Source organism: Cytophagales bacterium, from assembly GCA_019456305.1.
Classification (GTDB): Bacteria; Bacteroidota; Bacteroidia; order Cytophagales; family VRUD01; genus VRUD01.
Genome location: VRUD01000017.1, coordinates 39,003 through 58,990 on the forward strand (window position 1 = coordinate 39,003; position 19,988 = coordinate 58,990).

Annotated in this window: 19 protein-coding genes and 1 pseudogene; 15 read left to right on the plus strand and 5 right to left on the minus strand. The window is 37.7% G+C overall.

All coding sequences use genetic code 11. From position 1 onward, the window contains the following. The first annotated feature begins 402 nt into the window (after positions 1-402). The 7 genes from ruvB (at position 403) to FVQ77_05515 (ending at position 7,744) form a co-directional block, all read left to right on the plus strand. A complete protein-coding gene (gene ruvB / locus FVQ77_05485; protein ID MBW8049783.1) occupies positions 403-1,431 on the plus strand; it encodes a Holliday junction branch migration DNA helicase RuvB in 1,029 nt (342 codons plus the stop codon). Between the two features lie 56 nt (positions 1,432-1,487). Continuing rightward, a complete protein-coding gene (locus FVQ77_05490) occupies positions 1,488-1,892 on the plus strand; it encodes a hypothetical protein (protein MBW8049784.1) in 405 nt (134 codons plus the stop codon). A 351-nt stretch (positions 1,893-2,243) separates the two neighbouring features. Next, positions 2,244-3,581, plus strand: a complete 1,338-nt coding sequence (locus FVQ77_05495; GenBank protein ID MBW8049785.1) for a GWxTD domain-containing protein — start codon at positions 2,244-2,246, stop codon at positions 3,579-3,581. Positions 3,582-3,594: 13 nt separating this feature from the next. Beyond that, positions 3,595-4,341 carry a 23S rRNA (guanosine(2251)-2'-O)-methyltransferase RlmB gene (rlmB, locus tag FVQ77_05500; GenBank protein MBW8049786.1) on the plus strand — a complete coding sequence of 249 codons (747 nt, stop codon included), beginning with the start codon at positions 3,595-3,597 and terminating at the stop codon, positions 4,339-4,341. A 269-nt stretch (positions 4,342-4,610) separates the two neighbouring features. After that, positions 4,611-5,972 (plus strand): sodium-dependent transporter, encoded by a 1,362-nt coding sequence (locus tag FVQ77_05505; protein ID MBW8049787.1) that lies wholly within the window; start codon positions 4,611-4,613, stop codon positions 5,970-5,972. A 217-nt stretch (positions 5,973-6,189) separates the two neighbouring features. Further along, positions 6,190-6,522 carry a hypothetical protein gene (locus FVQ77_05510; protein MBW8049788.1) on the plus strand — a complete coding sequence of 111 codons (333 nt, stop codon included), beginning with the start codon at positions 6,190-6,192 and terminating at the stop codon, positions 6,520-6,522. 22 nt (positions 6,523-6,544) lie between these two features. After that, positions 6,545-7,744: a helix-hairpin-helix domain-containing protein gene (locus FVQ77_05515; GenBank protein ID MBW8049789.1), complete on the plus strand. Its 1,200-nt coding sequence runs from the start codon at positions 6,545-6,547 to the stop codon at positions 7,742-7,744. Between the two features lie 39 nt (positions 7,745-7,783). On the opposite strand, the gene FVQ77_05520 is transcribed toward FVQ77_05515, so the two are convergent. From FVQ77_05520 to FVQ77_05530, 3 genes are all read right to left on the minus strand, one after another. Then, entirely contained in the window at positions 7,784-8,113 is a 330-nt protein-coding gene (locus FVQ77_05520; protein ID MBW8049790.1) for a hypothetical protein, read from the minus strand. After that, positions 8,106-8,408, minus strand: coding sequence for a DUF433 domain-containing protein (locus FVQ77_05525; GenBank protein MBW8049791.1), 303 nt, complete (start codon positions 8,406-8,408; stop codon positions 8,106-8,108). The genes FVQ77_05520 and FVQ77_05525 overlap by 8 nt, the downstream gene beginning before the upstream one ends. A 342-nt stretch (positions 8,409-8,750) precedes the next feature. Further along, positions 8,751-9,380 carry a DUF1684 domain-containing protein gene (locus tag FVQ77_05530; protein MBW8049792.1) on the minus strand — a complete coding sequence of 210 codons (630 nt, stop codon included), beginning with the start codon at positions 9,378-9,380 and terminating at the stop codon, positions 8,751-8,753. Between the two features lie 325 nt (positions 9,381-9,705). Here FVQ77_05530 and purD point away from each other — a divergent pair, with 325 nt between their 5' ends. From purD to FVQ77_05565, 7 genes are all read left to right on the plus strand, one after another. Further along, a complete protein-coding gene (gene purD, locus FVQ77_05535; protein ID MBW8049793.1) occupies positions 9,706-11,070 on the plus strand; it encodes a phosphoribosylamine--glycine ligase in 1,365 nt (454 codons plus the stop codon). An 11-nt stretch (positions 11,071-11,081) separates the two neighbouring features. Beyond that, positions 11,082-12,089, plus strand: a complete 1,008-nt coding sequence (locus FVQ77_05540) for a Signal peptidase-like protein (GenBank protein ID MBW8049794.1) — start codon at positions 11,082-11,084, stop codon at positions 12,087-12,089. 159 nt (positions 12,090-12,248) lie between these two features. Next, on the plus strand, positions 12,249-12,710 hold the full coding sequence (gene gldH, locus FVQ77_05545; GenBank protein MBW8049795.1) for a gliding motility lipoprotein GldH: 462 nt from the start codon (positions 12,249-12,251) through the stop codon (positions 12,708-12,710). 295 nt (positions 12,711-13,005) lie between these two features. Beyond that, positions 13,006-13,251: a hypothetical protein gene (locus tag FVQ77_05550; protein ID MBW8049796.1), complete on the plus strand. Its 246-nt coding sequence runs from the start codon at positions 13,006-13,008 to the stop codon at positions 13,249-13,251. A 62-nt stretch (positions 13,252-13,313) separates the two neighbouring features. Further along, the gene (locus FVQ77_05555) at positions 13,314-14,396 is read left to right on the plus strand and encodes a DUF1016 domain-containing protein (GenBank protein MBW8049797.1); all 1,083 of its coding nucleotides are present in this window, start codon (positions 13,314-13,316) and stop codon (positions 14,394-14,396) included. A gap of 258 nt (positions 14,397-14,654) precedes the next feature. Continuing rightward, positions 14,655-16,814, plus strand: a complete 2,160-nt coding sequence (locus FVQ77_05560; protein MBW8049798.1) for a PAS domain-containing protein — start codon at positions 14,655-14,657, stop codon at positions 16,812-16,814. Next, entirely contained in the window at positions 16,811-17,467 is a 657-nt protein-coding gene (locus tag FVQ77_05565) for a SpoIIE family protein phosphatase (GenBank protein MBW8049799.1), read from the plus strand. The genes FVQ77_05560 and FVQ77_05565 overlap by 4 nt, the downstream gene beginning before the upstream one ends. Here the strand turns inward: FVQ77_05565 and FVQ77_05570 are convergent. Then, positions 17,446-17,628, minus strand: a pseudogene (locus FVQ77_05570) (hypothetical protein). The gene FVQ77_05565 and the pseudogene FVQ77_05570 sit on opposite strands and share 22 nt — an antisense overlap. Before the next feature lie 259 nt (positions 17,629-17,887). On the opposite strand from FVQ77_05570, the gene FVQ77_05575 reads away from it, so the two are divergent. Beyond that, positions 17,888-18,415, plus strand: a complete 528-nt coding sequence (locus FVQ77_05575; GenBank protein ID MBW8049800.1) for a hypothetical protein — start codon at positions 17,888-17,890, stop codon at positions 18,413-18,415. Positions 18,416-18,647: 232 nt separating this feature from the next. On the opposite strand, the gene ltrA is transcribed toward FVQ77_05575, so the two are convergent. Then, the gene (ltrA, locus tag FVQ77_05580; protein MBW8049801.1) at positions 18,648-19,964 is read right to left on the minus strand and encodes a group II intron reverse transcriptase/maturase; all 1,317 of its coding nucleotides are present in this window, start codon (positions 19,962-19,964) and stop codon (positions 18,648-18,650) included. Positions 19,965-19,988 lie beyond the last annotated feature (24 nt).

Consider the following 19,988-nt stretch of genomic DNA (forward strand, 5'->3'; position numbering starts at 1 on the left):
TTGGCTCTGGGTTCTGGTTACTGGGTTCTGGGTTGTCGGTATCCAGTAAGTTTTATCTTTTTCTATTGCTTGTAGAAAAAGATTTAGTTTCAAAGTTTTTGTAACTAATAATTTCTAATTTTTAAGTACTAAATATTTGATATACAGTACCCAAGCGCCCAGTACCCAGTACCCAGTTATGAAATTATCTCATGGGTTGAAATTATCTCACGGGGTCAATTTACGAAGTTAGGTTCTTTATTCTTTTTTACTTTTTACTTTTTACTTGATGAGTCCACTCTAAAAAGTCTCACAAACATAACCACTTATTTTTAAAATATTCGGGATTTTTTTTGATTTATTCTCATAAAAACACTACTTTGGCGGTGATTAATTATTTAACTAACTTATCAATCATTAGCCATGCGTGAAGATTATTTGAATCCTGAAAATGAGCAGCTCACCGTGGCTGAAAAGGAGATTGAAAATACCCTTCGCCCTTTAAGCTTCAAAGATTTCACAGGCCAGCAAAAAGTTGTTGATAATCTAAAGGTCTTTGTTTCGGCAGCAAAACAGCGTGGGGAAGCTTTGGATCATGTCTTATTGCATGGCCCTCCGGGGCTGGGAAAAACCACACTCGCTTACATTATTGCCAACGTATTGAATTCAAAAATAAAAGTTACAACCGGCTCGGTGCTTGATAAACCCGGTGATCTGGCAGGGCTGCTTACAAACCTGGAAGATCATGACGTACTTTTCATAGATGAAATACACAGGCTCCAGCCGGTTGTTGAAGAGTTTCTTTATTCAGCCATGGAAGATTATAAAATTGACATTATGATCGATTCAGGCCCGCATGCACGAAGCGTTTCTCTAAATTTGAATCCTTTTACTTTGATTGGAGCTACCACAAGAGCCGGTTTGTTAACATCTCCCTTGCGTTCCAGGTTTAACATTAACTCCCGCTTATCGTATTATGACGCGAACCAGCTTACAAAAATAGTGAAACGTGCGGCAACCATCCTTGAAACTTCACTCCATGACGATGCTGCCTGGGAAATTGCCAGGAGAAGCCGCGGTACTCCCCGGATCGTTAATAACCTGCTCAGGAGAATAAGGGATTTTGCCCAGATAAAAGGGAAAGGGATCATTACGATGGAGATAGCTCAAATGGCGCTCGCTGCACTCAATGTAGACCAAAATGGCCTGGACGAAATGGATAACAGGATATTAACTACCATCATTGAAAAATTTAATGGCGGGCCCGTAGGTTTATCTACCATTGCCACTGCCTGCGGTGACGAAGCGGAGACCATAGAGGAGGTTTATGAGCCCTTTCTTATCCTTGAAGGTTATATTAAAAGAACTGCAAGAGGCAGGGAAGCCACTGAATTGGCTTATAAGCATTTAGGGGCGCTTCCTCCTTCCAAACAGAATACGTTGTTTGATTAGTTAGTATTATAAATAAAATAAATTCTTATATTTGAATTTTTAAAATCATTTATTTTATGAGTAAAAATCCATATCTCCATTTCCTAAAACGTCTTATAATTTTATCATCACTGCTGGGAATTATGACCTTAGCCTCCTTCTATCTTTTGCCATCAGGTTATCTTCCATTAGAAACCGGGTATTTATTCATATTTTTTATAATGACCATCGGCATTTCTCACTATATCCTGCTTCTTTCCACAAAAAAAAGTATCCATAGCTTTGTCATATTTTTTGTGACGGCAACGGTTATTAAATTACTGCTCTATTTTTCATCTATAATTTTTTACACACTGAATTACCCGGAGGAAACGGTGAAATTTATTGTCACCTTTTTTATTCTTTACGTATTTTATACAGTTTTTGAAATCATTTATTTATTAAAAAATTTTCCTACGCTAAATTCATCGAAAGAAGAATAGGCATTTAAAAAGCTATTGTTAACACAATAGAACATTTTGGCTCTATTCTAAATATTGGTTGATAGTAATTATAAAAACAGTTAGCAGTTGGCATTTTCAAGTTGGCAGTTGGCAATAGGCAGTTGGCAAAAAACTCCCTCGCCAAAGGCGAGGAAAGATTTGCCAACTGCCAACTGCATTTTGCCAACTTATTGAATTTACTGAACCGAAAACCGATCTCAAGTACTCGGGATCATCCAATATTTAGAAAAGAGCCAACATTCTTAAAGTATCCGGGTGTACAATTTTAATACTGCATTCATAATCTTGCTTTGTTGTCCTTTTACTTCTTGTGTTGTTGACAACAGAAGTTTGAGTAACAGAGATATCGCTTATCTGTATAATGAAAATACCTACTTAACTTGTAATTGCCTTTCATTAAATGAAAAAGATAGTATAAATGTTTACTTGAAGCTTACTATTCAACATAAAATGAAAGGTGTTCAGGCCAGAGATTTTAAGATATTTTATTGGCTGACTAATGATTATCGAAGCAGTAATATAATTTTATCGGATACTTTCAGATTAAAATTTGAGCTCAATCCGGATGCCGGTTCCTTACAACATAAATATATTTCATTTAAAATTCCGAAATCAAAACCTGTCACGCCTGCCTCCCCGGGTTACCCGGGGGGGACAAAGTCTGAGAGCTCATTGGGGGGCGAAAGCGGGAAAACTACAGATGCATTACTGATTATTGGAATAAAAGAAGTAGATAAATATACCTTTATTCCACGTAAGAGTGAAAGGTTCATCTGTGAGACTCCTGTAAATTTTGATAATAAATTTTCTGATAGATTTTACCTTTTTGATAAAACGGGCAAATATCCTTTGTTTAAAGATTACATCAACCCTGCTGATACGATACAAATCTCCGAATCAAGCATTCCCGACTCCGTACCTCAGTCGGGATCTCCGATTCGCTCCGACCGGCAACCTGTAACCAGCCTGTATATTTATCATTATGATCATAATTTTAAGCCGGCTCTGCCACCGATGGCGCGTGATCGTGATCATAGCGGCAGCTCTAAAACGTTGAAGATAGACACTGTTTATACCGTTCATTCTAATTCACTACTCATGTTCCCCAAAAAAGGGTTATATTTTGTACAACAAGATACAAATGGAAATGATGGTTTTTCTTTTTTAGTGTTAGATGGTAAGTATCCAAAGGCAACAAAAGTCAAAGACCTGATTGAACAGCTTATTTATATTACCACTAAAGAAGAAAGAAAACGATTGATCAATTCCAAACATCCCAAGTTAGCTTTAGATGATTTTTGGATTGATATCGCCCGTAATGAAAATTATGCACGCAGGCTCATAAAATTATATTATAACCGGGTAGAATTTGCCAATCGTAATTTTACATCCTATAAAGAAGGATGGAAGACAGACCGGGGGATGATCTATATAATCTATGGAAGGCCTGAAGAAGTATATAAGTTTGATGATAAAGAAAAATGGATCTATTCAAGGTATGTGATCAACCAGTGGGATGCCCGTCCATTCCATGAGGAATTATCCTTTACATTTGTTCATAAAGCCAATATTTTTTCCGGCAATCATTATGAATTGATAAGGTATCCTTCATATCAAAGAGAGTGGTATTCTGAGGTTGAGCAATGGAGGAAGGGAATGTTGAGGTAATTGAGGATTGAAAATGGAAAATATAAAATTAATATATGGCATAAGACCTGTTCTTGAAGCTCTTACTGCAGGTAAGGAAATTGATAAACTGTTTATCAAAAGTGGATTCAACAATGAAAAAATAACAGAGCTTATAAAATTAGCACAAAAGCTGAAAATCCCTGTTTTAAATGTGCCTGCTGAAAAATTAAACCGGTTAACAAAAGGAAATCATCAAGGGATTGTCTGCATTATTTCACCAATAAATTTTGCTTCACTCCATCACATTATTGATGAAACTTTCCGGAGCGCTCAAAATCCACTTTTATTGATCCTTGACAGGATAACAGATGTAAAAAATTTCGGGGCTATAGTACGAAGTGCAGAATGCGCTGGTGTAAATGCCATTATAATACCTGGTAAAGGAAGCGCCAGTATCAATGCTGATGCTGTCAAAACATCTGCTGGCGCTTTGAACTATTTGCCGGTATGCAGGACCAATAACCTGCTATCAACCATTGAGTACCTGAAAGACAGCGGTTTACAGGTAATAGCTTGTACGGAAAATGGTGATAAATATATCTATGACACAGATTTTCGTGATCCGGTAGCAATTATATTGGGTTCGGAAGAATATGGTATTCATCCGCAATATACTAAATTGGCAGATTCAACTGTAAAAATCCCACTATCAGGAAAAATCGGATCTTTAAACGTCTCTGTAGCTGCCGGAATTGTTATTTATGAAGTAGTGAGGCAAAGGATATACAATCTGGGTTAATAGCAGTTAAAAACGGTTAAAAATGGTTGCAACGGAAATCCCATTTCAAAAAGTAACTGGTATTAACCGATATTAACCTTTGTTAACTGATATTAACTTTATATAAGTTGGATAGAGAAGGTAAATGGAAAACCCGTTTCAAAAAGTAACCGTTATTAACCGTCTATTAACCAATATTAACCAATATTAACTGAATTTACGAAGTTATATCCCAAATATCATTACTTTTGCCCGTATTTATTACTTAAAATTCACTAATCAATACAAAAATGGCTTTACCAACTCAACAACGCGGCCAATGGGGTTCCAGCTTAGGTTTCATTTTGGCAGCTTCAGGATCAGCAGTAGGATTGGGAAATATATGGAGATTTCCTTACATAACAGGTGAAAATGGCGGGGGAGCGTTTGTTCTTATTTACCTGCTATGTGTAGTTCTGATAGGAATACCCCTGTTATTCAATGAAATAGCAATGGGACGGCTTACCGGTAAAAATCCTATCGGCGCTTTTCAAAATTTAAAACCAAAAAGCGCCTGGGTGATCACAGGTTTGCTTTGCATTTTAGCCTGTTTTTTTGTGATGAGCTACTACAGTGTGATCGCAGGCTGGACTATCGGTTATATCTACACTACACTCTTTAATATTGAAACTGATTTTCATACATTTATTGCAACTCCTGAATATGTTATCCCACTTTTAGCAATATTTATTGTATTGACCATTCTTATTGTTGTGGGAGGAGTTGAAAAAGGTATAGAACGCTGGTCTAAAGTGTTGATGCCGGTATTGCTGTTTTTAATTCTTGTTGTGATTGTCCGCAGTGTTACCTTAGATGGAGCTATGGAAGGAATCAAATACTATCTTATTCCTGATTTTGGTAAAATAAATGGTAAAGTCGTATTGGCTGCGTTGGGGCAGGCATTCTTTTCCATGAGTGTAGGCTGGGGACTTATGATCACTTATGGCTCTTACCTGCCTAAGACCCAAAATATTGTTTCAGCAGGTGTATGGATTGCTTTTGCCGATACTTCGGTGGCTCTTTTAGGCGGCTTGATGATCTTCCCTGCAGTTTTTGCCCTTGGACTATCACCGGCACAAGGGCCAACATTAACTTTTGAAGTATTACCCAAAGTTTTTGAGGCAATGCCTTTTGGCAACATAGTAGGAGCGCTATTCTTTCTATTGCTTATGATAGCAGCGTTGACATCTTCCATTTCCATGTTGGAGGTACCTGTTTCTTATTTTGTTGATGAACATAAAACAAAACGAAAATATGCTGCGTGGATCGTTGGTGGTTTGGCTTTCGTATTTGGCTTACCTTCAGCGCTGTCACAGGGTTGTTCAGAAACACTTACAAAAATGTCCTTTTTAGGTAAGACGAGCTTCCTGGATATTATGGATCATATCTGGGGCACTTCTGTTATTACAATTATTTGCTTATTACTTAGCTTGTTTGCCGGCTGGGCAATAGATACAAAAAAGATAGTTTTTGAATTAAATATTGGCGCTCCGGTTTTTGGTAAGCCCCTGTTTGGTAAAATAACATTATCACACATTTGGGTATTTTTTATCAAAGTTATTTGTCCTCTGGTCATCGGTCTTGTCTTGTTGAATTTATTTGGAATTTTTTAGTATTAATTTTACAAAATTATGGTCACTAATTCAAAGATGTTGAAAGCGATACAAAATTATTTCGGAGATAAAGCACGGTTACAACATATACTTGATGCAATTTGCGAAATAGAAAATTATGTTAAAGGGGTTTCAATAGATGAATTCGTTTCCAATATTAAAACAAGGTTTTATATTTATATTAATTATTCTTTTTTGATTAAAAAATACTATGTATTTGGATATTATTAATGTAGTTTTTTCAGCCACTATTCTTTTAGCTTTAATTTGGTTTGCATGGTGGTTGAGAGGAAAGTTTGATAAAATTGATAATAATACGATTATTAATCTTACATCTTTTAATCCTTTAACAAAAAGCGAAGTAGAACGTTTGGTGATATATGTTAAAGTATGTCAGGAAGGAAAGCGGCTTTTAGAATATGAAGAGGCAAAAGATTTTGATCAAATAGCTCAAAAAATAAAAGAAGAAAGAAGTGATGATGTGGGTGCCATATTAATTGCCGGTGTTGCAGGTTTAGCTTTAGGAGCATATCCAACTGCAAGTGAATAACTGACTACTTTCAGGAAAATAAGTGAAAAAAATAAAATTTTGGATCCGTAATTACTTTTCCTTCACACAAAGAGAAACCAACGGTTTTATTATTTTAAGTATTTTAATGGCGCTGTTACTTGTAGCGCCACTGTTGTATAAAAGCTTTATTGGCAGGCAATATAATAACCTTTCGGATCAAAAATTATTGGATAGCCTTGTTGCTAAAATAGATCCAGGATCAATTTCACCGGACGGTAAAATTAGCAGCGATCCTTATACTTCAGCAGGCAAAAAAGTACTTTTTAAATTTGATCCCAACACCGTTTCTTATGATGCTATGAGGCAATTAGGGATGAGTGATCTGATAGCAAAAAGGATCATCAAATTTAGAAACAAAGGCGGCAGATTCGTTACCAAAAAAGACCTGCAAAAAATTTATGACCTCCCTGAATTATTATTTTATCAATTAGAAGTTTATATCGTGTTACCGGAATTAACAGCCCGTAATGCCTCGAATTTTCTAAACAATGAGTCACCCGTTAACCTCACTGATGAAACATTTGATATTGATGCAAACCTTGATAGAGACAAAGTCTCTAAGGAGGCAAACAAACCCTTCGATTTTGATCCAAACACTGTTTCTTATTACGAAATGAGACAGTTAGGAATGAGCAGCCTGATAGCCAACAACATAATTAAATACCGGAATAAAGGCGGCAGTTTTAAAGCTAAAAAAGATCTTCAAAAAATTTACGACTTCCCTGAAACACTTTTTTCTCAATTAGAAAAATACATCACGCTACCCGAAAAGATAGAAAGATTCAACATCAATATAGCTGATACGGTACAGCTCCAGCGGATTTACGGAATTGGAACAATTTTATCCAATAAAGTTATCAAATTCAGAGATAAATTGGGGGGATTCGTTTCACTTGATCAGTTAAGAGAAGTTTATTATGGGCGTGATTCTATAGCAGCGCTAGCAGCGCTGAAAGCACTTTTAAAATATGCTTATATAGCAGATAATTTTATTCCAAAGAAAATACTGATAAATAGCGCAGCTATTGATAAACTAAGCCGGCATCCTTATGTTTCTTATAAGCTGGCAAGAACGATTGTAGATTACAGGAAACAACATGGAGTTTTTGAATCTGTAAAGGCAGTAAAAAACATCAAAGTACTATCAGAAGAGCAATTTGAAAAGTTGGCGCCTTACTTGTCAGTTGATCCCGTTAGATAAATAGCTGCCGTTGTATTTTTGAATGAAATTCCCTATTAATTACAAAAACTCAAGTCTGTTTTCCATTTCTTTTTGATCAATAATATCATATAGTAATTCCAATTTCCTTATTAAATCTCCAATGCTATATTTTTGTTGATGGACATAAATTATTCCTTTATGCTTATATTTCGTTGCCATAGTAAGAAAATCTACATCATGTGTTACAATAACTAAATTATTTTTTTTTGCATAATCAAGCTGTTCGTCATCACTAAGCCCAAGATTATTAGCATCTCTTGCTGAAAAGACATTAACACCTCTTCTTTTTAGACCATCAGAGATAGCTATATTGACACCTTCGTTTGTATAAAATGTAATCTTAATCAACGAACTCTTTTATGATCGATGGGTGTTTTTTTATTATTTTTTTTATTGTTTCTTTTTCCTCTCTTATTTTCTTTTTAAAATAAGAAATGTTTTCATAATAATAAGATAGTGCACCGTGTATCTGTTCCAAATTTAGATGAGGGTGGGCATCTATAATCTGGTCAGGAGTAAGCCCTAGCTTGTCATATTCTATTGCAATATCTATTACTCTTATCCTGGTTCCGGAAATAATAGGACTACCCTTGGAAATGCCGGGATCATTAACAATGTAAGGATGTTTGGAATTTAATCTCATATTTAATAATAGTGGAAAAAAACGCGAATAAGAAAAACCCTTAGAAGTGAGCGGCGCTTCAATAGAGATAGGCGCTCCTGAAACCAGGATGATGGATGAAACCACTAATTACACGAATTACACAAATTAAATTAGTGTAATTCGTGTAATTAGTGGTTTCATTTTCAGATTTAAATTGGACCCGAAGTCACCGCCCATTTCAGAGAGATAATATTTATTTAAGGGCATCTCTAAAAACTCCGCTTAACCCTTCTCCATTCAGGAGAAAGGCAGGGTTGAGGTGTAATCCCGAGTGCTCGGGAAGATATGCCCTTAAAAAAGATAACTTTTTCAACGTGATACTTAAGTTCCGGATTCCCAGTCAAAATCCTTTTCTCCGGCTTCAACCTTTACGTCAAGTGTATTTTCATCGGGGGGTATGGGGCATAATTTTTTGATGTTATAGACACAATTAGGATTAAAGGCATTGTTAAAATCAATTTCGCCTTTTTCAGCATCCTGAATGCTCCATTGAATATACCTGCCGCCTCCAAACGTTTCCTCCCCGTTGGACAGGTCTCTGAAAGGTACGAACAGATAATTTGCCCACTTAGCTTTCTGAGCCAACTTAGGATCCTGATAAGCAAAAAGCTTACAATCAACGCCATTGATCTTAAAAGAAATTACTCCATGCTTAACATACAAAGATGACTTGCCGGTAGAGCCTGTCATCATAAAAGGAGGCTGGTTCTTCAACTTTTTATATTCTCCTTTTATTTTATATTCAGCTGTCACAGCAAAATAGGCTAAATGTTCAAAATTACTTTTCCGCTCTTTAGAAAGCGGAGAGCCCTTGTCGCTTTTGAAAAAAACATCTTTCTTGTTTCTTAATTTTTCAATTTGCTTAACGTAATCATCTTGTGCAAAGTTATTATTGCTATATAATAAGGCGCACAACGTAATGAATACCGAGAGTTTAGTGATTTTTTTCATAATGCTTTTATTTTCTGATTATTAAATAACCCACGCACAACCTATACTCCCGCCTGCCCCGATCCTCTCGGGGAATGCCCGGGGGATAAATTTTGTGCGGTGCAAATATAAAAAAAAAGTTATAAAAAAACAATAAATGAGTTTTTTTTTAGATATTTGAAAATAAATATTTTTGCAAACAATAATATCCTGGTTCAAAACCTGATTAGTGGTGGGTTGCAATTATAAAAAACTAACTAACCAAAACCAGTAACCAACTAACTAAAACTATTAACTAATAAACCAATAACTGAATTTTTAATGATCTTTAATTAAGTGATATTGGATGAATATTTTAGTCCTCGGCTCAGGGGGCAGGGAGCATGTTCTTGCCTGGAAGCTATTGCAAAGCAGAAAATTTCACGCTGCAGGTGACCACGCGGAAGGTGGTAAAAAACTGTTCGTAGCTCCGGGTAATGCCGGCACGCAACAAATAGCTCAAAACATCTCAATTGATGTAAATGATTTTGAGAAAATTGCCTCTTTTTCAAAGCAAAACGATATTGATATGATCGTTGTTGGACCGGAAGCGCCTTTGGTTGAAGGAATTTGGGATTATTTTAATGATAATGATGATTTGAACAATATTAATATTATTGGTCCAAGTAAACTAGGCGCGCAATTGGAAGGAAGTAAGGATTTTGCCAAAAATTTCATGCGTAAATATGGCATACCAACGGCAAAGTCTAAAACTTTCACGAAGGACTCTTTACAGGAGGGATTGGAATATATAGAATCGCATGATGCATGGCCCCGCCAACTGGCGGGGCATATCGTATTAAAAGCAGACGGATTAGCTGCTGGCAAAGGGGTGATCATTGCAGATTCGATCCATAGTGCAAAAAGAACATTTAAAGAAATGCTCACCAATGAAAAGTTTGGCAAAGCAAGCGCTAAAGTGGTAATAGAGGAATATCTTGATGGCATAGAGGTGTCTGTCTTTGCGATCACAGATGGACGCAGTTATAAGCTGCTGCCGGAAGCTAAGGATTATAAGCGTATTGGTGAGGGAGATACTGGGCCGAATACGGGTGGTATGGGCGCTGTTTCACCGGTACCATTTGCTGATAAAAATTTTATGAGCAAAGTTACAGAGCGGATTGTTGATCCGACTATAGAGGGACTGCAGCAGGAAAATATTGATTACTGCGGCTTCATTTATTTTGGTCTGATGAACGTAAACGGTGATCCTTACGTTATTGAATATAATGTAAGACTTGGCGACCCGGAAGCCGAAGTGGTTTTACCAAGAATAAAAACAGACCTTATGGATATTTTTTATGCTGCAGCTGAAAACAGGTTAAGTGAAATTAATATTGAATTTGATGAGCGAACCGCTGCTGCCGTTATGTTAGTATCAGAAGGATATCCGGGGAAATATTTAAAAGGAAAAGAAATTACAGGCCTTGAAAGAATGACGAATGACGAATTACGAATTACGAATAATTCTTCATTCGTAATGGCTTTTCATGCAGGTACTACAACGAATGGCAACGGCAAGGTGATCACAAACGGGGGAAGAGTATTGGCGTTATCAGCCTTGGGTTCAAATATGAAGGAAGCGCTGCATCTCTCTAATGCAGCGGCAGAAATGATTGACTGGGAAGGTAAATATTACAGGAAAGATATAGGATTTGATTTGACAAATTAAGCGAAACAATTATGGGATGTAATACATGTTCATCAGGTGGTGCCTGTCACACAGTAACGGGTTGCAATAACAATGGGGGTTGCTTAACAGGCGGATGCAATAAAATGAATGTATTTGACTGGCTTGGCAATATGGATTATGCTTACGGTCCTGATACTTTTAATATTGTTGAGGTTCGTTTTAAAGGAGGCAGAAAGGGGTATTACCACAATGCCAATGATCTTGAATTGGTGACAGGTGATGCTGTGATTGTAGAGGAACAGAAAGGTCATCACTTTGGATTTATCTCTTTACAGGGAGAGCTGGTAAGGTTGCAGATGAAGAAAAAGAAAATTTCAGAAACTGATGATCTAAGAATTATTTATCGTCAAGCTTCTGAAAATGAGATAGAAAAATATAAACAAACACAGGAAAGGGAACTTTCCTGTCTGTTCAGAACAAGGGAGATCATCAAAGATTTGGGACTTGAAATGAAATTGTCAGACATAGAATTTCAGGCCGATAATACCAAAGCCATATTTTATTATTCTGCAGAAGAAAGGGTTGATTTCCGGGAATTAATCAAAATGCTCGCTGCCGAATTCAATATTCGTGTTGAAATGCTGCAGGTTAGCCTGAGGGTGGAAGCTGGAAGGTTGGGAGGTATAGGAGATTGCGGAAGAGAATTATGTTGCTCTACCTGGCTGACCGATTTTCAATCTGTTTTCACAACAGCAGCCCGTTACCAAAATCTTTCACTCAATCCAACCAAACTGGCAGGCCAATGCGGTAAACTTAAATGCTGTTTAAATTATGAATTAGAGACTTATATGGAGGCTCTTAAAGAAATACCAACGGTTGAAGAACCATTATTAACGAAAACAGGAGAAGCCCAGCTCCAGAAGACTGATATATTTAGAAAAATCATGTGGTTTGCTTTTGAAAATGAAAATACCTGGCACCCGATCACTACTGATAGGGTAAATGAAATAATGCAGATGAATAAGAAAGGAGAAAAGCCGGGATCATTAAGCGCATAGCGCTTTAGTTATTAGTTTATTAGTTTTTAGTTATGGTTGATTGGTTACTTGTTTTAGTTTTTTGGTTTATCAAAACTAATGACAATTGATCTAAAATTAACAAACTAAAACCAAAAACTAACAAACTAATAACCATTATCGGTGAATTATTATAAATATCTGTTACCCATATTATTAGCCTTCACTGCTTGCGATAAAAACCGTATTTATGAGCAAAACGTTGAATTGACTAATGAAGGCTGGTATGTTGATTCGGTGCTTACATTTGGTTTTAATATCCAGGATACAAGCCTAAGGTATAATATCTACTACAACATTCGTAACGCGAATACATACCCCTATTATAATCTTTATACCCGGTATTATTTAGAAGATTCAGTTGGTTCAACCCTTTCAACTTATCTGCATGAAATGTTTTTGATGGATGCGAAAACAGGCAGACCGTTAGGTTCCGGTATTGGCGATATATATGATCATCAATTCGAATTACTCCATGATCTTAAATTTAATGCTGCCGGCACATACAAAATAATCTTAAAGCAATACATGCGTAAAGACCCGTTGCCTGGTATATTAGCGGTTGGTATTAGGGTAGAAAAGAAATTGACAGTTGACAAGTAAAAAGTAAAAAGGAAAAAGGAAAAAGTGAATTTATACTTTTTACTTTTTACTTTTTACTTGACGATTAACAGTTGACAAATTAGTTACTTGCTCCAAGTGGGGCTCCGAATGAAGATTGCCATAGTCCCCTATTGGGAGCCCGACTCTCGGAGTCCCACTCCAAGTGGGGCTCCGAATAAAGGATTGCCAATCCCTTGATTGGGAGCCCCACGGGAAGTGGGACTCCCATAAGTGGGACTCCCATTAGCAATTTTTGCCTACCGTTATCTTCTATTTTGCCCAATTTTAAAATCAATTGAACAAGTTAATAAACATACTCCAAAACCCCCTCTTTATAGCTCTCGTAGTTGCCGCTATTATTATCCCCTTTTTACCTCAGTCCTTTGACAAATACAAAATGGAACTTGTTGACAGTGAAACAGTTTATGTATCACCGGACAAAAAATCATGGAATATTATTCTTTACAACGACCTTGACAATGACGGGAAAAGTGAGAAAGTTCGCTGCGGTTTTAGCCCCATTCTACAGTTACTTTTGTAAACATAATTAAGGAATTTAAAGTAAACAATTTCAAAAATTGGGAACACTATATAAACTTTTACATGGCTAAGAAAAAAAACGAGATATCGTCCAACCAAAAATACACGGAACTGCTTGCCTCCATTGGTTTTGCTATTGAAATGGGTCGTGAAAACGCTTTGGCAGCTATTAATGAGCGGTTACTTGCTACCTATTGGAAAATCGGCCAATACATTGTTGAATTTGAGCAACACGGACTTGAAAGGGCTGAATATGGGACTGAATTATTAAAGGATTTATCTAATGACCTAAAAATGCGTTATGGCAAAGGATTCAGCGTGAGCAATTTACAATATATGCGGTTGTTTTATCAATATTACCCAAAATTCCAGAAGTCTGGAAAATTCCAATCGTCTGAAATTCACCAGACGTCTGGTAAATCTCAAAAATACCAGACATCTGGTAAATTGACCTGGTCGCATTATTGTGAATTACTTGGCATTTCGGACGACCTGACCAGGAGTTTCTATGAGAAACAATGCAGTAAAGAAAATTGGTCGGTAAGAGAGCTAAAAAGACAGATAATTTCAGGACTTTTTCAACGGATCGCATTAAGCAAAGACAAAGAAGGGGTTTTAAAGCTATCCACTCACGGACACGAAATTGCGACAACAAAGGATATTGTAAAAGACCCATATGTATTTGAGTTCCTGAATATTCCGGAAAGCAAGAGAGTTTCTGAAAAAGCACTGGAAAAGAAGCTGCTTGACAACCTGCAAACATTTCTTCTTGAACTTGGAAAAGGATTTTCATTCGTTGCCCGACAATTCAGAGTAACCATTGATAATGACCATTTTCACGTTGACCTTGTATTTTATCACCGAATCCTAAAATGCTTTGTATTGATTGACCTGAAAATCAGAAAAGTCAAGCATCAGGACATAGGACAAATGAATCTTTATCTGAATTATTTTATAGAAGAAGAAAACACAGAAGGCGACAATGCACCAATTGGCATTATCATTTCAGCAGACAAGAATGAGCTATTGGTAAAATATGCAACAGGTGGCCTTTCAAATAAGATATTTGTTTCAAAATACCAGCTTTACCTCCCGGACAAAAAATTACTTGAGAATAAAATGAAGGAAATATTAGAAAAAGAATAGCCGCATTTCGCAGCCACATGAAGAAAATATACCCCCTAAAAAACAAAATTTTTTGGTATTTGGTATAAAATAACTGTATTTCGGCAGACAGAAATTTGCCCTAAAACAAGGGCTATAAGCAATAGCGGTTGACGAAAAAACATGTATCTTTACACTTTCAATATGCGGTTGGTTTTTGGGACAGGTGCGTAGTTCTTAAACCGCAACGAAACATATGCGCGTCCCGTTATCTTCTATTTTGCCCAATTTTAAAATCAATTGAACAAGTTAATAAACATACTCCAAAACCCCCTCTTTATAGCTCTCGTAGTTGCCGCTATTATTATCCCCTTTTTACCCCAAACCTTTGACAAATACAAAATGGAACTTATTGACAGCCAGACGGCTCTTGTTACACCGGACAAAAAATCATGGAGCATTGTTCTTTACAACGACCTCAACAATGACGTGAAAAGTGAGAAAGTTCGCTGCGGTATTTTATCCTTGCAATCACCAGGGAGTTATGATTATTTCATTCTATCTGACAATAAAGATGGCGTAATATGCCAGTTGAATTTCACAACCCGCTTGCATCGCCGCAGCAGGGTGTCATTTGGTGACTGCGACAATAACGGGTTCAATGAAATATACTTTTTTACTTTCAGGAACGACTCCATTTTTATTCAGCGCTTTATTGACCCCTACAAAGGAAAAGGATGCGAAGGAAAACTTACAAAACCCAAATACGTTGACAAAGTATGGAAAAATAATAAAAATGAGATTGGCGGAATTTCGGAAGCCAAATTCTATGATTTGAATGGCGATGGATACAAAGAAGTGATTTTTAGTATCCATACCGGTTTTGCACAACAGCCCCGTAATATGTATGCTTATGATATAATCAATGACACCATTTTGAAATCTCCTCAAAGTGGTGCTCACAGTGGTTATGGCAGTCCAATTTTCTATGATTTGAATAATGATGGGGAAATTGAAATTATTAAGGGCTATACTGCAGCTGGTAATTTGCCGGAAGATTTTCCGTATTCAGACAACAGCGCCTGGCTGATGGTCTTTGACAATAAGTTAAATTTTTTCTTTGACCCGATTGAATTTCCCCTGTTTCAATCCAATGTACTAGCAGTTCCATACAGAATAAAAGGCGAGACATTCATTGCTGTTTTATACCGGTATACCGGAACAGAAAATATAAAGCCGGCTTTATATCTATATAACATCAAAGGAAAGAAAGTAAAAGAAAAAATATTACCTGAAGCATATAACTGGAAAGCACTAAACATCATATCACTTAATTCAGAAAAAAGAGACAGATTGTATTTAATTGATTTCAAAGGAAATATAGAACAATTAAATGAAGAATTTGAAACAATAAATGAATATAAAATTGAACCGCTAGTGCACTCCTTTCCGCACTTTATTGATGCAGACGGTGATGGGGAAGATGAACTGTGTTTTTTTAGCGAGGACATGCAAAGGATCATTATCGTCCGCAACGATTTTTCGCATCCCATTGCCGCGGATGTACCGAATACAGGGGGTCATTTAGCATTGGAAATTAAACGAAACGGAGACCTGCACCCCAATATTTTCGTACAGCGGGGTGCAAACCGCTACATGTTCAGCTACCTCCCCAACCCGCTGTATTACCTCAAATACCTGATATACGCAGGCATCTGGCTGGGGCTGTCGCTGTTCATATTCGGAGTTCAAAAGGCAGGGGCCTATAAGTTAGAACAGGACAAAAAGAAGCTTGAGCATACGGTTAAAGAAAGAACCGCAGAAGTTATGACGCAAAAAGAAGAGATATTAACGCAAAATGAGGTATTGGAAAGTCGAAAGGAAGAGTTAGAAACAATGAATATTGAATTAGATAAGCTTTCATTAGTAGCGAGAAAAACAGACAACTACGTGATAATTACCGATAAAGATGATAAAATTGAATGGGTTAATGAGGGGTTTACACGCATTACGGGTTTTAAACTGAAAAACGTTATAGGCCAGCATCCCTCCGTTATTTTAAGAGGCGATGGTACAGACCCTGAAGTGGCAAAAAAAATTGATAAAATGGCAAAAACAAAAAAGCCATTTACATCAGAAATTCTCAATTACAATAAAAAGGGTGAGCCGGTTTGGCTTTATACTAACGTTACTCCGGTATTAGATGATGCCGGTGAAATTATACGATATATTTCAGTTGGTAGTGATATTACTGAACGCAAAAAAGCGGAAGAAAAGATCAAACAACAAAACAAAAACATCACCGACAGCATTCACTACGCAGAACGGATTCAAAAGGCAATCTTACCTTCAGATGAGTACATCAGGGAAATACTCTCGCCTGTTGAAGATGTAGGCTTTTTTATATTGTATAAGCCAAAGGATATCGTGAGTGGTGATTTCTATTTTTTTAAAAGGTGAGGGATACTACTGTAATAGCCGCCTGTGATTGCACGGGGCATGGCGTACCGGGCGCCTTTATGAGCATGATAGGCAGCCGGTTGCTTGATGACATCGTATATGACAAAAAAGTCACTGATGCAGCTCAGGTATTAAATCAACTCCGCAAGGGTGTGATACACGCGTTTGGCAAGGCAGGGGCTACAGGCAAGCAGCAGGATGGTATGGATATGGCGCTAATAAGTTTAAAGTTTAGAAAAAGCGATGCCATCGCTACGAGCGATGGCATCGCTACACTGCAATACGCAGGTGCATACAATCCTCTTTATATCTTTCGGAATATAAAAAACAGCGATAATGCGAATGGTTTGGAGGTAATAAAAGCGGACAGACAGCCTGTTGGTTATTATGGAGATAATGAAAAACCTTTTACCAACCACCACCTGCAACTGCGAAAGGGAGATACTCTTTACATTTTTTCAGATGGCTATCAAGACCAGTTTGGTGGATCTGAGGGGGGGAAATTCAGTCCCGGTCAATTCAGGGAACTGTTATTTTCTGTGCAGGATAAGAAGATGTCTGAACAACATGACGTCCTTGATAAAACTATTGAGGACTGGAAAGGAAATGAAGAGCAGCTTGATGATATATTGGTGATTGGGGTGAGGATATAATCGGCAGTCGGCAATTGGCAGTCTGCAGTCGGCAGTCGGCAATTGGCAGTCGGCAATTGGCAGTCGGCAATTGGCAGTCGGCAATTGGCAGTCGGCAATCGGCAGTCGGCAATTGGCAGTCGGCAGTCGGCAATTGGCAGTCGGCAGTCAGCAGTCGGCAGTAAGAAAGATACCTGAAAAAGAGACAGAAGAAGATAGTGGAAAAATAAGAACACTGTGGACTGAAAATTGAGCAAAACAGAAGATAATCTATATGCCATTGCGGTTGACGAGGATATTCGTACTTTAGTGTTTTCAACAAGCGGTTTATTTCGGAGACAGTGACGTAGTTCTTAAACCGCAACGGCACATAGCATTGACCGTTTTGCTTAATGCTACTGAACACCTACGATATTCAGAAAAAATTCGTAAATTTGTCATATGAAGAAGCAGAGAATCACTGAGCTCGATTTTATCATTGACCAGCTGACCGACTCAATTTTAAACACATATAGCGGGGACAGTTTTCAAACCAATATTGTACGACTAACAAAACTGGATTTAAAACAGGTGACAAATAAGAATGGTTGGGCTTTTGACTGGAAAAGTGAACTTAAACAAAATGACAGGGACGTTTATAAACTGACAATTTTTAACAATCCGGATATCATTCAGGGACTACTGAGCTTCACTATTAAAAGTGACCATGTATTCATGCATCTTTTGGAAAGTTCACCGTTTAACAGAGGAAAAGACAAAGTTTACGAAGGAGTACCGGGAAATCTTGTGGCGTTTACCTGTAAAATATCTTTTCAGCATGACAATGACGGGTTGGTTTCGTTTCATTCCAAGAGTAAGCTAATAGAACATTATAAAAGAACATTAGGGGCGTACCATTTTAAAGGACAATTAATGGTCATTACAACTGATGCTGCACAAAAACTAATTGACAAATATTTTAAAACATAAAACATGGGACTAATAAAAGAGCCAAAGGGAGTTGACTTTATGATTCAGAGTAGACCGTTGACTGCTAAAGAACAAACTGACTTAAGTGAATATATACGTAAGTTAAAACAGAAACGAAAGTCAAAATCCCGTAAACGACTAACAAAAATAGAATCCGAATAAATAACGGACAGAAACCGCACTAAGCACAATCGAGTAGCCCGCCCCGCCAAATCCTGACGGGGTGAGGCTCTCACACCACTGTACGTACGGGTCTCGTATACAGCGGTTCGTTAAGATGTGGGGCAACCTTTTCATAGTAAGAAAGCAATGATATGTAGCCCCTTTTCATTAGCCGTTTTAAGGTGATTGTAGTCACCAGAATCGGACTTTGAGCTACTGCCCATCCACCCATCCGTGTCCTGCTCCATGCGTACGCCTGACCGTTCGGAATACCTAACCGAATTAAATTCTTTCGTTTCCTCTCTGGTTTCTTCCAATCAGACCAAATACAGTACCTCAGCCGGTTACGCAGCCAACTGTCCAGTTCTTTGAGTTTGCTGTGAATACTTGCCATACGGAAGTAGTTCACCCATCCTCGCAAGACTTCTTTCAGTTTGCCTATGCGTTCGTCCAAGGTGCATGGAGTGGTTTTCTTTGTGATGAGTTTCAGGTTTTGTTTGAGTGTTTTCCAACTTTTATTGCTCACCGTCAGTTGGTATTTACCCTTCTCCCCTTTGATGTACGTGGGTACGAATTTGAAACCCAGTATCTCAAATTGCACAGGTTTGCGTAGGCCGCTTTTCTCCCGGTTGATGGGTAGTTTTAGTTTGTTCTTTAGAAACAAATAAACACTGTTTCCCACTTTGCGGGCTGCTTGATGGCTTTTTGTATAAATACTAAAGTCATCAGCATAACGAACATAGCGCAGTCCTTGTTTTTCCAGTTCCTTATCCAACTCATGCAACATGATATTGGACAGCAACGGACTTAGAGGGCTGCCCTGCGGTACGCCTTTTCTGCGTTTGACTAACTTCCCATCAATAAGGATGGGCGCACGTAGCCACTTGCGTATCAGGCGTAGCGTGAGAGGGCATTTTACCTTGCGGTACAACAGTTGTAAAAGAAGGCAATGATCCACTTCATCGAAGAAGTTTTTAAGGTCTATATCAACTATGTGCTGATAGCCTTCATTGATGTTCTTCTGCGCTTGAAGTACCGCTTGGTGAGCATTTCGGTTGGGGCGAAATCCATAGCTGTATGCTTTGAACTCCAGCTCAAACTTTGGCATTATCACTTGACTTACCGCTTGTTGTAGCAGTCTGTCAATTACGGTAGGTATGCCTAAAAGGCGTTTCTTACCGTTGCTCTTGGGTATAAATACCCCGAGGATGGGTTGAGGAAGATATGTGCCGTCTTGCAATGCGGTAGTTATCTTGTCCCTGTTTATGTTCAGGTGTTCGGATAACTCCTTTACAGACACGCCATCCACGCCTGCCGAACCTTTGTTCGACACGACTTGCTGACATGCAAGTCGCATGTTCTTACGGTTAATTACTTTCTCAATCATCTCGTTTACTATTCATTGTATTCC